Consider the following 14,488-nt stretch of genomic DNA (forward strand, 5'->3'; position numbering starts at 1 on the left):
AATTGGGAACGGTAAGGATGTAACCTTTTATCCACGGCTGCCGTCAATAGACACATACCTCATACGATAGCTCGTCCAATCTCACACCAAGGAGACTATACCAAATGAAAAAAATTACGATACTCATGTTGACCATTGTCATCGCAATTGTGCTGGGCGCTTGTGGAAACAGCAAGGACCAGAACGAGGGGCAGAATCAAGGGCAAAACCAGGGGCAAAACCAAGATCAGAATCAGAATCAGGAGCAGGAGCAGGTCGTCGGTTCGAAGCTGTCTGCGAAAGAGATGATTACCGAAATGACGAAACAAGCGGGGCAGCCGATGTTTATGGAGCTCGACAAGCTGACGTTAAAGCGGTTTTATCAGATAGATGCAGCACTCTTGGAGGATTTCAATGTGCGCATGCCGATGGCGAACCTGTCCGCGAATGAAGTCGCGATCTTCAAAGTGAAGGATGCCAAGGATATTCCTACCGTGGAAGCGGGAATTAAGAAACGGGCTGAGGAAGTGCAGAAGGAGTTCGAATCCAAGAATGCCGATCAATATGAGAATGCCAAGAACTACAAGCTGCTGACGAAAGGCAACTACGTGTTGTTTATCATCTCCAGCAAACAAGCCGACATGACGAAGGTTTACGAGAGCTTCTTCGAGAAGAATGGCGGCGTCTAAAATAAATCCGTCTATACGCAGCGGCGACTGGATTCCTCGCCAAGCATGCGTTACACTAGCGATATCGAATGGAAATGGCCTGACTTTGCCTGCCTAGGGCAAGTCGGGCCTAATCTGTGTCTACATACAGGAGGATTACGATGCCAGAACTAAATAGAGTATATACCGGAGATTGCAAGGTACTTCGATTCTTTGAAGAGCTGTCTACGATTCCAAGGGGATCGGGGAACGAGAAAGCGGTCAGCGATTTCATGAAGCAGTTTGCGGAAGCGCGCAACTGCACCGTGTTTCAGGATGAACGTCACAGCCTGATCATTAAGAAGCCAGCCTCGCCAGGGTATGAGCAGGCACCGGCAGTCATTTTCCAAGGCCACTTGGACATGGTTTGCGAGAAAAACAAATCGACCGAGCATGACTTCACCAAGGATCCGATTCGCTTCAAGCTGGACGGCGATATGATCTATGCGCAGGATACCACGCTCGGGGCGGATAACGGCATCGGGGTATCGTTTGCGATGGCGTTAATCGACTCAACGGATCTGGCGCATCCCGCGCTGGAAATTCTGCTGACGACGGAGGAAGAAACGAGCATGGCGGGCGCGGAGCATATCGACGCTTCGAAGCTGAGCGGGAAGATGCTCATCAACTTCGACTCTGACCGGGAAGGCGTGCTGTTCGTGAGCAGCGCCGGAGGCGCATCGGCGTTCCATACAGTGCCGATTGCTTGGCAGGATGGAGGCAGTGCCGGAAACAAGTCGTACACCATTGCCGTACAAGGGCTGAAGGGCGGTCACTCCGGTGACGATATCATTCACGAGCGCGGCAACGCGAACAAGCTGCTTGGTCGCGTGTTGGATGATTTGCGCCGGCATACGGCATTCGACTTGGCTGGCATTAGCGGCGGGATGAAGGTGAATGCCATACCTCGTGAGGCGGAAGCGGTTGTGGGCTTAAGCGAAGACGGGCTGCGCGTTACGGAAGAGCGGATTGCAGAGTGGAATCGTATTCTGCAGGACGAATATGAAGTATCGGACCCGGGCGTGAAGGTGACGATGGACGCAGGGAGCGGCGGCGGAGCGGCTGTCCGTTGGTTCTCGGAAGAGACGAAGCTGACGGTTATCCGTCTGCTCGCGTTGATCCCAAGCGGCGTGCTGAGCATGAACAAGGCGATTGAGAACCTCGTTCGGACGTCGACGAACATCGGTACATTGTCGACGCGCGAGAATGAGGTCGTCTTCGAGAGCCTCGTTCGCAGCTCGCATCGTTCCCAGCTGGATGCGGTGCTGCAGCAGATGGAAACGCTCGGCGAGGCAGTCGGCGTGACGTACCGGCACGATCATTATTTCCCGGGCTGGCCGTATCGCTCGGATTCGAAGGTGCGTGAGGTGTTCCAAACGGTCTACGAGCGCAAATACAGCAAGCCGCTGGAAGTGAAGGCGATCCACGCCGGCCTGGAATGCGGCATCTTTATCGAGAAAATGCCGTATCTCGATGCGGTGTCCTACGGACCGAACATGTATAACTTCCATACGCCGGAGGAGCATGTGTCGATCTCGTCCGTGGAACGGACTTGGGATTTCCTGCAGGATATTATGCGTGAATTGAAATAGTTGTTAAGGCGCGGGGAGAGCGTTCCCTTGCGCTTTTTTTTGTCCCAAGGTCGATCCGCCTCGGAATGTTGCGGCGGCTTGTCAAATGTTGCAGGATATGCAGCATTTTGCTGGAATTAGGTTTCAAAACTAATAAATGTTGACGGAAATGCAACATCTTGCAGTGCAGGTGGCTTGTACGAAGCTCATTGGGCTAATATGTTGCATATTGCGCATCATTTGCTCCTAATACCACTTAGATATGCTCCAAATGTTGCCTATTAGGCAGGATTTTCTTGCCACAATGTTAGATAGTATGAGATATTCGCTAGTAGAATAGGGGGCTGCACGAATGGAAGGTTTGGCCTTGGCTCAGAAGGAGCCGATCATGAAGAGCGAGCATTGCCCTGCATGCCAGGCGGAAATTCCGGCTTTTCCGGATTTTATGTCTTGGTGCGAGTGTGGGTGGAATCTGCTACCTTATCAAGGAGATACCGCACCGACCAGGTTTCGCACAACCTACGAGCGACTTGGCAGAAATGTGGGGAAGCGGATTTTAAAGGACATGGAGCAGTTGGAGCAGCTGCAGCCCAAACAGAGCTCTTCTCGCATTGCACTGATTCTGGTTGCTACATTAATTCACGGCCTGTCGTTTAGCTACTTTCTTCTATGCTTATATTTGTTGTGGGTAAGTTTTCACCATTACTTTACATTCATTCTTACGGTTCCCATGTTAATACTGCTGTGGTTACAGCGCCCTCGCATCCCGAAACTAAGCAAATTTGAGAAAGAGGACATCGTGCCGAGAGAACAGTTTCCCACGTTGTATTCGCTGGTCGATAACGTTGCTGATTATCTAAAGTTACCTCGAGTGGGCGGTATTATTTTGGATGAACAATTCAATGCTTCCTATAGGCAAGCAGGCTGGAAGCTGCGAAGCTATGTCACACTCGGACTTCCCTTCTTTAGCATCTTAAATCCGGTTGAGAAAACAGCACTTATCGGACATGAACTGGGGCATGGGGTAAATGGTGATTTTAACAGATACTTGTATATCAGAACGGCCTATGACACGCTGGTGCGGTGGTATCACTTCCTAAATCCGATGGGAGATTATACGTACCAATTTTCCTTTGTCGAAATCATCACCCAAATCACAAACCTGCTCATGAAGCTGGTTTCTTATATCCCCAGAGCACTTATTGAAGTCTTTATTCATGTCATTTACTATGAAGATCAGAAGGCGGAATATAGAGCGGATTACCTCGGGGCGAAGGTAGGCGGAACCGAAGGAGCGGTAGGGTTGGAGCGTATTCAATTCTGCCGAACAACCTTTGAGCTGTCGCTGCAACGCTTTGCGAGCAGAGGCCATAAAGGGAATTATTTTAATGAGTTAAAAGGGGCTGTCCGCAGCATTCCACAACGAGAATTTGAACGGATTAGGCGAGTGGGCATGCTGGAGGGCTCCACCTTGAATAGTACGCATCCTCCGACTGCCTACCGGATGGCGGCGCTTTTGCAGCATACGCAGTTGGCTCCGGAGGCACTTCAGTTAACGGCAGAGCAGTGTAATCAACTTGATCGCGAGCTGAGCAAGGTAGAGGCGAAGCTGCAAGAGCGGCTTATTAGGGAATATAATAATCGGATATATTAAAAACGAAAAGCCTATCCAGTACCACGGTCGAACATAGTCCGTGGACAGCCGGATAGGCTTTCTTTATATGCAGTAGCAAGCTTACTTCGCCAGCTCCCCAAATCGGGAATAGACCGCGAGTGCCGGGTCAATCGGGACATCTGCGCGTTGTACATTGGCCGGGATGTTGATCGTTGGCGTCGGACGCGGCAGTCGGCCTTCGAACTGAGGCAGATATTGCTGCTGCGCAATCATCATCTCGGTCACCATCTCGCGGATTTGCTTCAGCGTGAGGACAGAGGAGGTGAGGGGATCGAGCGCAACGGCTTGCACGACTGTTTCCGGGTCGCCGGTCTTCGCGGCAAGCACGGTCAGGCGCTGCACGTTGATGTTGGTCATGTTCAGCGCGGCGCATTGTGGAGGCAGATCACCATTGACCGTGCGATGCAGGCCGTTGCGGTCTGCGAAAACAAGGCCTTCGGCGCAGCAATCTTCCGGTAGGTTGGAGATCATGCCGTTATTGCGCAGATTGCCGCTGAACTTGAAGGTGTTCCCTGTTTCAAGTGCTTCGATGATATAAGCGCAGTATTCCACGCTGCGCGGCGGGAGGTCCACCGGCTCATCGGCAAGGACATCTTTCTCGCGGTATTTGTCCGCAACATACGTGCACCATGTGTAGTAGGCGCCGCTTTCACCGCCGAAGGACGGCTCGTCGCAGTAGAGATCAAGCGCCTCTTGGCTGGAGCGGAACCATGGCACGTACTCGGAGAGATGGCCGGTCGATTCGGTCATGAAATAACCGAAGTGACGGAATACCTCGCCGCGCACCTTCTCATTGACGTAGAATTCCGGCTCCTCGAATTTCTCACGCAGACGAGGGTACAGATCTTCTCCTTTGTGCGACAGCTTCGTAAACCAGCCCATATGATTGATACCTGCAGACACGTAGTCGATTTCCTGCTTTGGCACACCGACATAGCCGGAGATCAGATCCAGCGTAGTCTGCACGCCGTGGCAAAGCCCGACATAGTTAATCTTCGTCTCGCCAAGCGCCCAGCAAATCATCGCCATCGGATTGACGTAGTTCAGCAGCGTCGCATTCGGACACAGCTCTTCCATGTCACGGGCGACGTCGAGAATGATCGGAATGCTGCGCAGCGCGCGGAACACGCCGCCCGGTCCGAGCGTATCGCCGATGCACTGGTCAACGCCGTAGGAGAGCGGAATCTTGTAATCCTTCTCGAACAGATCGACGCCGCCGACCTGGAAGGAAGTAATGACGTAGTCGGCACCGCGCAAGGCTTCCCGGCGATCCGTCGTAATCGTAACCTTGGACTTCAACCCATTATGGGCAATCACCTTATCGGCAAAAGCCTTCACCTGCGTCGTCTTGCTCGTAGACGGTGCCATCAGCACAAACTCCGTCTCTTCAAGCACCTTCGTCGCCATAATGTCCAGCATCAGCGTCTTGCAGAACACAATACTGCCTGCACCAATGATCGCGATTCTTCTCATGGTCTCAGCTCCTCATTTTTTATCGGATTCAACCTGCAAACCTGCAAACCAAACACCACGCAAATTCTAACGAACCCTACAGGTCTTATTTCGGCAATAATAGCTGCGAAAATAATCTAACGAACCGTAGGGGTCTTATTTAGTCAAATTTCGAGCAAAAAACAAACTTTTGGAGGAGATTGCACCTGTACGGTTCGTTAGAAATTTTCAGGTGCCCATTTGGCCCAAATAAGGCCTGTGGAGTTCATTAGAATTTCCCAAAGGGGAAATGGGAGCTCTGTGCCGCCGCGCGCTCCGCATCACCGCGCGCCTAGCGCCCCCCTCAATCTCCGCCCTACAAATTCGCGGGCTGCTGCCCGTATGTGCGCGTCATAAAATCAATATAGGAGCGGGCGAGGATGAGATCCTCGAGCGCTTCCTTGGAGGTACATGGCGCAGGGCGATCGCCGCGTACGGCAGCGAGGAAGTTCAGCGCCTGATTGCGCATGGCCGAGACGTTCGGCATGATCGGCTGCACGATTTCCGGCGAGCCGAGTTGCGGATTGTCCTTGTAAATGGTCACTTTGCCGGCCTGCTGACGAACGAGCGGGGCAGGCAGATCAACGCGGACGAAGCCTTGCTCGAACGTCGCGATTACTTGCTCATGCCATTCGATCGACGTTTGGTAGGCAGCCATCTCAAGAGAGACGGTTACACCGCTCTCGCTCTCGCCGACCAGCAGCACGCCGGCGCGATCGCCGAAGGTCAGCTTATAGTTCTCGCCCAGGAAGAAGCGGATCGCATTGACTTGGTGAATGTAGTAATTCACGAATGCATCGAGATCACGCGTCTGCTGATCCGTATAATCCGCCGGACCTTGCTCCAGCACGAGCGATGGGTACGGCTCGCCGGCACTCAGCGGCATGTCGGCCCCGGCAATCCAGTCGCCCGGCGGCATCGCAACGCGAATGCTGCGCAGCTTGCCGTAGTCGCCGCTTGCGCGCCAAGCATCGACTTCCTTCTTGGCGCGTTCCATCGCCGGATCGGACCGCTTATGGTAGCCCACCATATGAAGCGTACCGGTTTCTTCGCTGATCCGCACCAGCTCCCGGCCGGCTTCCACCGTTAAACAAAGCGGCTTCTCGGTGAAGACAGGAATGCCGGCTCTTAGTATATCGGGAATAAGAGCAGGGTGATGCCGATACTGCTGCGGCGCCACGATTGCGTCCACTTTGGCCTGAGCGAGCAGCTCTTGATGACTCGCATATACTTCCGGAATCCCATAACGATCTGCTACTAATTTGGCGGATTGGGGCCGTACTTCAGCGAGCGCGACAACCTCGCACTGATCTCGCAATACCGCGTAGTTGCTGAGATGTGCCATCTGTCCCATGCCGCCGCCGCCGACGAATCCGATTCGTAATTTGCTCATTTGACTATCCCTCTCTTTTACCGTGATTTTCGAATAGATATAAGCCGTCCTTGCCCGGAGCGACGATGTCGGGATACCCGTTGCCGGTCAGATCCTGCACCCAGAAGTAGATGCCGGCGCCCGATGCCTCGCCTGCAGGGCCAAAGTCGATGACATGCTTCTTAAACTTTCCGCCTGTCAGCTTGTAATAGTAGATGCCGATCGGGTCATGCGCCCCCGGATCGCCGTCATTATGAGCACGATACCGCTTGCCCGAGATGAGTTCCAGCTCGCCGTCGAGGTCCAGATCAACGAGCCACAGGTCATGGAACTGGGAGCCCGACATATCGATTTCATGCTTCGTCCATGTTCGTGAACCATCCGCAGCCCGGCCTTGCTCATACCAATGCAACCCGTAATCGTGCGCTTGGCCGACGATCAGATCGATTAGTCCGTCGCCATTTACATCATGGCCGAGAACCGGCACGCTTGCGCTGCCGAGCGAGAACTCAGGATGGAAAGTCCATAGTCCGGCAAAAGGATCCTCCGGCTGCTCCAGCCAGCCGCCGGACAGCACAATATCCATGCGTCCGTCACCGTTAATATCGACAAATCCCATTCCATGGCCGCTTGCGCCTTCACTGATATCAACCTTCAGAAACTGTCCGGTTCCATGGCCTTCTGCATCGCGAACCAACTTGTAGAACGCCTGCGGCATCCCCGGCGTATTCGGGAAGATCTCCGGCACTCCGCAGCCGTCAATATCGTAATAACGAATCGTCTCAATGCTGCCGCATTTGTCGATATCGAATGTTTCCCAGTCTGTGCCGGTTTCGCCCGGATTGCGGCGCCAGCGAAGCGTCTCGCCCCACCATGCGCCGGTTATGATATCAAGACGCCCGTCGCCGTCGACATCCATCGGATAATCGGAGAAATCATCGTGATACTCCGAAATTTCCAGCACATCGCAAATAAAATGCTTCTTCGCATAGTCCGGTCCCTCGTACCAATAGGCACCGCTGACGATATCGGGAATGCCATCTCCGTTCACGTCAAACACAGCGCAAGCCTCGTATTTCTCTTCGGACAGCTGTCTCTTCTTGAATTGAAGCAAAGCACGCACGCTCCTTAGCAAACTATTTAATGTTGTACGACATCGGCTTTCTGGATTATGCTAAAAATAAATATGCAAACGCTATCTATATTAAGGTTATGTCATTCGGGCCAGAGAGACAATAAGTGAACTTGGGCGAAAAGATATTCATTCTTGCGTGAGGTAAGGAGGAGTCCACAATGGGGGATTCGACAATATTTCGTAGACCGCCGCTGTTCCTGGCAGGCGGCTCATTTGACTTAAGCGGCGATCCGGATCGATTCCTGCTGGAGCTGCACAAGCATGATGCCAACAGCGAAATCTTGCTGATCGAAGAAGGCGAAGGGGAGTTTGAGATTGACGGGAAGAGCTACACAGCCGGCGCGGGAACGATGCTAGTCTACCATCGGGGCGTGTGGCATAAGGAGCAGTCGACGAAGCATCCTTTTCGCGCTATCTATATTGGGTTTAGAGAGCTGCAGGTGGAGGAGCTTCCTGCTGATTTCTTCCTCTCGCCTACCGCGGCACCTATCATACATCTGCAAGATCAACTGCCGGCCATCCGCAATTTGATGCGCGATTGTATCTTAGAGTTTCGCAAGGGAGAGCCGGAATCGCAGACGATTGCGAATCATTATCTGGGTATTCTTTTCGCTAAATTAGCAAGGATCGCTCATTATAGCGATGCGGCAGACCGGGCACGGGTACCCTCGAAGGAAGCGGTTTGGAAAGCGAAGCGGATCATGGAGGAAAACTACAGCGCCCCGGTCACGCTGGAATCACTTGCCGAGGAAACCTATATGAACAAATACCATCTGGCGCACCTATTCAAAAACGAGATGGGCGTCAGTCCGATCCAGTTTCTGATCTATTGCCGGATGGAAGCAGCCAAGCGGTATTTGCGCACGACAAACTTACAGGTCAAAGAAATTGCCGAGATCGTCGGCTATCAGAGCGAGCCGTCCTTCTATAATGTGTTTATGAAAGTGAACGGCGTCACGCCGCGAAAGTATCGGGAGAAGGGGTAGGGGTATTGTGTTCCTTGCCCTTTTATTGAAATAATGGAGCTAGAAGTGCACCCGGGGATAAGGACGTGAATGCGTTGTTCAGATTATTCATCGTGGATGACAACAAATACGAACGGAACACCATCAAAGAATTGATCGATTGGACGTCGCTTGGCATAGAAGTAGTAGGACTTTTCGCGAACGGATTGGAAGCGCTTTCTCGTATGGATGACCTCAGACCTCATATCGTGATCACAGATATCGCAATGCCTCTAATGAACGGAATAGAACTGTCCGTCCGAATCAGGCAATCGCATCCGAACGTCAAAATCATCTTCGTCAGCTCCCACACCGATTTCGAGTTTGCCAAATCAGCCGTCGAGCTTGGAATCTACGGTTACGTACTTAAGCCAATTATGCCTGATGAACTGGAGCAGGCGATTCACAAGCTTCTGGCTGAGTTTACGGAGCAGCATCGCGAGCAAATCGAGAAAGAACGCATGCTGAAACAGCTGGAAGGGATGCTTCCGCTTGTGCAGGAACAATTTCTGAAGGAAGTGCTTCTGGGTAACTTCCGCAATAAAGAAGAAATCCTGGACAAGATTGAATTCCTCGCGCTCCCGATCGTCGATCATGCGAATATGAGCGTCATCTCCATGAATTTCCTACCCTCAGATAGTAAGCGGGAACACCGAAGCGCCAGAGATGCCTACTTTCTCTCCTACTCCATGAAGAACCTAATCTCCAAAGCCGGCAACGCCTCCAGATCGATGTATCCGGTCCAAATTTCGGCGGACGAGTATGCCGTTATTGTTTTCGATCTTGAAACCGACAGGCGAGACGTCATAGACGCGGCCGTTCAGATTCATACAGCGATCAACGGAGAGCTGGGCATCAATACGACGATGGGAATAAGCAAGAGCTCCCGTGAGCTGACAGAGCTTGAGCGCTTGTATCAGCAATCGCAGCAAGCGGTCAATACGCGGTTTTACAGTGGCAGCAATCCGATCATTCGTTTCGAGGAAATCGACGATCGTTCGGACATTCCTATGGAGGACATGCCGAGCTTGGTGGAAGTCTACCAGGATATGAAAGCACTCATGACGTTTGGAAACAGCCAAGACGTCGAGGAATTTATCGATAAGTACTTGAACGCCGCGAACGTGAGGCAAGGCGAGAATTACGTGAAAGGCTTCGCGCTGCTCTGTTCCCATCTGTCCGGTATCCTGTTCATGGAAGCGAACCAATCGATGAAGGATATTTTCGGCGACAACATGGCAGTGTGGGATAAATTGAACCGGATGAGCACCAAAGAAGAGGTCGTGCAGTGGATCAGACAATCATTCGAGGTCATTAAGGAGCGGGTAACCGATCGGAACAGCTCCAAGAATGTGAAGATCATCGCCGCCATCAAACAGATGATCCATGATCATTACCGCGAGCAAATCTCCATCGAGGAAATATCGAAATCCGTCTATTTGAGCGGGCGTCACGCCAATGGATTGTTCAAGAAGGAAACCGGACAGACCATCTTCGATTATCTGGTCCAATTCCGAACGGATAAGGCGAAGCAGCTGCTTAAGGAAGAGGGCAGCAAAGTGGCCGCAGTAGCGGAAGCTGTCGGTTATGTGAGTACATCCTACTTCATTCTGGCGTTTAAGAAAAACGTAGGCATGACACCGGCCGAATTCAAAAGCAAAGCCGCGCTTTAATGCTCATGTCCGTGAGATCGGGGGCGAAACCATGTTCAAACTGAATCGGTTGAGGTACCGGCACAAAGTCGCGGCGATTATATTCGTCTTTGCATTGCTGCCGATGCTCGTGCTGGGTTCTTTCCTGACGAGCCGGATCTACAGCAGCAAGGTAAAGGATATTTTGGCCGAGAAAAGCTCCCAGCTTGAAAGCAGCGTTAACAGTGTGAATGCACTGCTGGACTCCAACATCAATAAAGTCGAATTTATCAACAGCAACTACTTCATCGTCAATTATTTAGAGACGAATATTGATCATAACCTTGTTCGCATCATGGATTTTAGCGAGTATCTGCAGAGTGTGATGAAGGCGGCCAAAACGGAGAATATCCAGTCGGAGCTGGTTATTTATGCGCTGAAAGACACGAATTACGACGGGGAATACATGCGGAGCATCGTGAATTTGGAGAATGAACAAGTCAATGCCACAACAACGCTCAAGGACAAAATCTTAAACGCTAACGATGGCGATCTCTTGTGGGAGATTAAAAAAGCGAAGCTAAACGTCCACTCTACCATTGAAGCCGATTACATCTATGCCTATAAGAAGTTGATTTCACTCAACAAGCCGCTCGCCATTATTGAAATGCGCATCCAGCTGAATCAGCTTATCGGATTCTTCTCCTATGACATCCCGAAAGGGAGTTATATTAATTTCGAAGGGACCGGGTCGTATGGCGATTATCGGCTGAAGGCTGATGCCGGCATCAATCCGGGGTCCTCATTCTATGTGCTAAGCCTGCCATTACACACGCCGGTTGGCCATATTTCCTGGTATATTCCGAAGAGCCTCGTTTTCCAAGAGTTGAAGTGGTACTGGGTCTCCGTCGGCGTCATATTTCTCATCATCATCGCGATTCTCATCTTTACAGTCGAGGTCGTCTCTCATTACTTGACTAAGAGGCTCGAAACGCTGCTTCGCAAAATGAACAAAAACGTGGAAAGCCTCATAAGCGACGACGATACGGTACTGACCTATACCACCAACGATGAGTTTGAGCGAATGGGCAATTCTTACTTTGAACTGATCCAGAGAGTCAAAGAATATTATAAACGCATCACGGATTACGAGCTTGAGCGGAAGATGCTGGAGACGCAACTGCTCCAGGAGCGTTTTAATCCTCATTTCCTCTACAACACGCTATCCACGATTCGGTCGATTAGCGGGGACAAGCAGGTGAAGGACGTCATCAACTCGATGGTCAAATATTACCGGATCGCCTTGAATAAAGGCAGCAGTATCGTGACGATTGTGCAGGAGCTGGAGATGATTGAACAGTATCTGCGGCTTCAGAAGTTCGCATTCGGTACTGAATTCCACTATGACATCGAATATGATGAGGGAATTGGTTACCGTCCTGTTCTCAAGCATCTGCTGCAGCCCGTCGTGGAGAATGCCGTACTTCATGGGTTAATTGGACGGGAGACGGGCGGCATCATTCGAATATTGGCTAAGCAAGAGGGCGACACTGTCGTATTCGCCATATCTGATAACGGAGCAGGTATGGAGCCTGCCCAGATCGAGCAGCTGCTCGAAGGCGAAGCTAACGAGTTGTACGGAGGTTATGGCATGAAGAACGTGAGGAAGCGGCTGGAGATTTTCTATCCGAAGCAGCACAAGCTGCAAATCCGCAGCGAGCCGGGCAATGGAACAACTGTAATCATTCAAATTCCTGTTCCTGTCGGCATCGACGAGGAAGTCCCGCTAGACATTGCCCGTTAAACCTGTGCGTCATGCGCAGGTTTTTTTTTCATCACATTCTCCTGATTCTTATATCACATCTCCATATATTAGCTTTAATTAAGCGCTTTCAATCGGTATGCTAAATCCAAGTCAACCAATCGCATGTAGGAGGGTGAGTTCAAGTGAAGGCGGTTACAACCAGGGAAGGAAACATCGCTGCACCACCTGTTATGACGTCTAAGAAACCAAACTGGAAGCGAAAAATGAAGAAGAGCTATTTTGCTTACTTATTAATGCTTCCTTCCGTTGTTCTGACATTCATCTTCAGTTACCTGCCAATGCCCGGTATCCTGGTTGCTTTTCAGGATCACAATATTTTCGCCGGATTGTGGAATAGTCCTTGGGTCGGATTGAAGCACATTAAAGAGGTGTTTCACGTCCCGATGCTAAGGCAGGCGATACTCAACACGTTAATCCTCAGCCTGCTCACGATTCTCGTCAGTTTCCCGGCTCCGATCATTCTCGCGCTCCTGATGAACGAGCTGCGCAACGGGCTCTTCAAACGAACGGTGCAAACGCTGAGTTACCTGCCGCACTTTCTGTCTTGGATCGCGGTCGTCGGCTTGACGTATTCGCTTCTTGATATCGATGGACCGATTAACGATTTGAAAATGATGCTCATCGGCGACGGTGGTGAGCGATCAATGTTCTTGTCTCATCAGGTGTTATTCGTTCCGATGCTGCTTCTGCTCAGCGTGTGGAAAGAAGTTGGCTGGGGGACGATCGTTTTTCTGGCCGCCATTACCTCCATCGATCCGAGCTTGTACGAGGCAGCCAAGATCGACGGAGCCAACCGGTTTCAACAGCATCGTTACATTACGTTACCGGGCCTCAAAACGACGGCGATCATCATGCTGATTTTCACGCTGGGATCGTTGTTCGGAAGCAACTTCGAGCTTGTGTACGGGATGCAAAATGCCTTCATTGACTTCCCCGTCATCTCTACAGTCGTCTATTCATCGGGGATCCAGCAAGGCAACTATTCGACGGCCGCTGCGGTTGGCTTTATTGAAGGCGTAGTTGCATTCTCCCTTATTATCGCCACCAACAAGATCGCCAAGAAGGTGTCCCAGATCTCGATTTTCTAAAGGAGCAGGCTCTTATGAATCATGAAACCACGTCATACAAAATATTCAAGGTCGCGAATATCGTTTTTCTATCGGTTCTCGTATTCGCGATGGTGTTCCCCTACTTGAACGTCCTGGCATTGGCATTCAATGATCCCATGGATTCTCAATTCGGCGGTATTACGATATTCCCGCGCGTGTTCACGTTAGATAACTTCAAGCTCCTGTTCGAGAATGACGAGGTTATCCATGCGCTTGGGGTTTCACTTGCGAGGGTAGCGGCGGGCACGGCAATCGCGGTTATCGTTCAATACGCCTGTGCTTACGCTTTTACGTTAAAAGATGTCTTCGGCAGAGGTGTCCTTCTCGTCTTCTTGATTATTCCAATGTACTTCAACGGCGGCTTGATTCCGACTTACCTGATCTACTCGGAGCTTCACGTGTCCAATACATTCTGGGTGTATATCCTTCCGGTAGGCTTCAGCCTATACAACATGGTCATCATCCGATCTTATCTGTACACCATTCCCGACAGCTTAGGAGAGTCAGCCCGGATCGACGGAGCGAACGATTGGACGATTATGACACGCGTCTATATGCCGCTGTCGATGCCGATCATTGCCGTCATGACGCTGTGGACAGCGGTCTACCACTGGAATGACTGGACTACGACACTCTATTACGTCACCGATCGCAAGCTGTTCACGATGCAATATATCCTCATGCAAATCTTGAAAGAAGGAGAACGTGTGGCCAAGCTGCTGGAAGAAGCCATCATCAAGGGGATCAACATCAATTCTACCGGTCAAGCACATACGACGCCGCAAGCGATAAGGGCGGCCAATATTATTATCACCACGATTCCGATCGTCATCATATATCCGTTTCTTCAGCGGTTTTTCGTAAAAGGAGTCACGCTCGGGGCCGTTAAAGAGTAGAACGAACCTTACTAACTTCCGGAGGTGGGGCAGGAACGTCAAGGACGTTGGCGACAGGAAATCCGATTCTAGTTAAGGGGTACAGCGAAGGAA

General features: G+C 51.2%; 11 protein-coding genes. 8 read left to right on the plus strand and 3 right to left on the minus strand.

Going from position 1 to position 14,488, the window contains the following annotated elements:
• The first annotated feature begins 104 nt into the window (after window positions 1-104).
• The 3 genes from AC0YN4_RS19675 to AC0YN4_RS19685 all read left to right on the plus strand — a co-directional run bounded on the left by AC0YN4_RS19675 (window position 105) and on the right by AC0YN4_RS19685 (window position 3,911).
• On the plus strand, window positions 105-668 hold the full coding sequence (locus AC0YN4_RS19675) for a DUF4358 domain-containing protein (RefSeq protein WP_475836562.1): 564 nt from the start codon (window positions 105-107) through the stop codon (window positions 666-668).
• Between the two features lie 140 nt (window positions 669-808).
• The gene (locus AC0YN4_RS19680; protein ID WP_475836563.1) at window positions 809-2,278 is read left to right on the plus strand and encodes an aminoacyl-histidine dipeptidase; all 1,470 of its coding nucleotides are present in this window, start codon (window positions 809-811) and stop codon (window positions 2,276-2,278) included.
• Window positions 2,279-2,609: 331 nt separating this feature from the next.
• Window positions 2,610-3,911 carry a M48 family metallopeptidase gene (locus tag AC0YN4_RS19685; protein ID WP_475783480.1) on the plus strand — a complete coding sequence of 434 codons (1,302 nt, stop codon included), beginning with the start codon at window positions 2,610-2,612 and terminating at the stop codon, window positions 3,909-3,911.
• A gap of 81 nt (window positions 3,912-3,992) precedes the next feature.
• Here AC0YN4_RS19685 and melA read toward each other — a convergent pair whose 3' ends face one another.
• From melA to AC0YN4_RS19700, 3 genes are all read right to left on the minus strand, one after another.
• Window positions 3,993-5,405: an alpha-galactosidase gene (gene melA, locus AC0YN4_RS19690; protein ID WP_475783481.1), complete on the minus strand. Its 1,413-nt coding sequence runs from the start codon at window positions 5,403-5,405 to the stop codon at window positions 3,993-3,995.
• A 334-nt stretch (window positions 5,406-5,739) separates the two neighbouring features.
• On the minus strand, window positions 5,740-6,816 hold the full coding sequence (locus AC0YN4_RS19695; protein WP_475783482.1) for a Gfo/Idh/MocA family protein: 1,077 nt from the start codon (window positions 6,814-6,816) through the stop codon (window positions 5,740-5,742).
• Window positions 6,817-6,820: 4 nt separating this feature from the next.
• Window positions 6,821-7,909, minus strand: a complete 1,089-nt coding sequence (locus tag AC0YN4_RS19700; protein ID WP_475836564.1) for an FG-GAP repeat domain-containing protein — start codon at window positions 7,907-7,909, stop codon at window positions 6,821-6,823.
• A gap of 179 nt (window positions 7,910-8,088) precedes the next feature.
• Between AC0YN4_RS19700 and AC0YN4_RS19705 the strand changes: the two genes are divergently transcribed.
• The 5 genes from AC0YN4_RS19705 (at window position 8,089) to AC0YN4_RS19725 (ending at window position 14,395) form a co-directional block, all read left to right on the plus strand.
• Entirely contained in the window at window positions 8,089-8,916 is an 828-nt protein-coding gene (locus AC0YN4_RS19705) for a helix-turn-helix transcriptional regulator (RefSeq protein ID WP_475836565.1), read from the plus strand.
• A gap of 74 nt (window positions 8,917-8,990) precedes the next feature.
• Window positions 8,991-10,607: a response regulator transcription factor gene (locus tag AC0YN4_RS19710; protein WP_475836566.1), complete on the plus strand. Its 1,617-nt coding sequence runs from the start codon at window positions 8,991-8,993 to the stop codon at window positions 10,605-10,607.
• Window positions 10,608-10,638: 31 nt separating this feature from the next.
• A complete protein-coding gene (locus AC0YN4_RS19715; protein WP_475836567.1) occupies window positions 10,639-12,369 on the plus strand; it encodes a sensor histidine kinase in 1,731 nt (576 codons plus the stop codon).
• 143 nt (window positions 12,370-12,512) lie between these two features.
• Window positions 12,513-13,478 (plus strand): ABC transporter permease, encoded by a 966-nt coding sequence (locus AC0YN4_RS19720; RefSeq protein ID WP_475783487.1) that lies wholly within the window; start codon window positions 12,513-12,515, stop codon window positions 13,476-13,478.
• 14 nt (window positions 13,479-13,492) lie between these two features.
• Window positions 13,493-14,395 (plus strand): carbohydrate ABC transporter permease, encoded by a 903-nt coding sequence (locus AC0YN4_RS19725; protein WP_475783488.1) that lies wholly within the window; start codon window positions 13,493-13,495, stop codon window positions 14,393-14,395.
• Window positions 14,396-14,488: the final 93 nt, after the last annotated feature.

The sequence above is a fragment of the Paenibacillus sp. J22R3 genome, from assembly GCF_056269305.1.

What these genes read in the sequence shown, in the direction of transcription:
- AC0YN4_RS19675 (WP_475836562.1), top strand. Translation starts at nt 105, where the DNA reads ATGAAAAAAATTACGATACTCATGTTGACCATTGTCATCGCAATTGTG.
- AC0YN4_RS19680 (WP_475836563.1), top strand. Translation starts at nt 809, where the DNA reads ATGCCAGAACTAAATAGAGTATATACCGGAGATTGCAAGGTACTTCGA.
- AC0YN4_RS19685 (WP_475783480.1), top strand. Translation starts at nt 2,610, where the DNA reads ATGGAAGGTTTGGCCTTGGCTCAGAAGGAGCCGATCATGAAGAGCGAG.
- melA (WP_475783481.1), bottom strand. Translation starts at nt 5,405, where the DNA reads ATGAGAAGAATCGCGATCATTGGTGCAGGCAGTATTGTGTTCTGCAAG.
- AC0YN4_RS19695 (WP_475783482.1), bottom strand. Translation starts at nt 6,816, where the DNA reads ATGAGCAAATTACGAATCGGATTCGTCGGCGGCGGCGGCATGGGACAG.
- AC0YN4_RS19705 (WP_475836565.1), top strand. Translation starts at nt 8,089, where the DNA reads ATGGGGGATTCGACAATATTTCGTAGACCGCCGCTGTTCCTGGCAGGC.
- AC0YN4_RS19715 (WP_475836567.1), top strand. Translation starts at nt 10,639, where the DNA reads ATGTTCAAACTGAATCGGTTGAGGTACCGGCACAAAGTCGCGGCGATT.
- AC0YN4_RS19725 (WP_475783488.1), top strand. Translation starts at nt 13,493, where the DNA reads ATGAATCATGAAACCACGTCATACAAAATATTCAAGGTCGCGAATATC.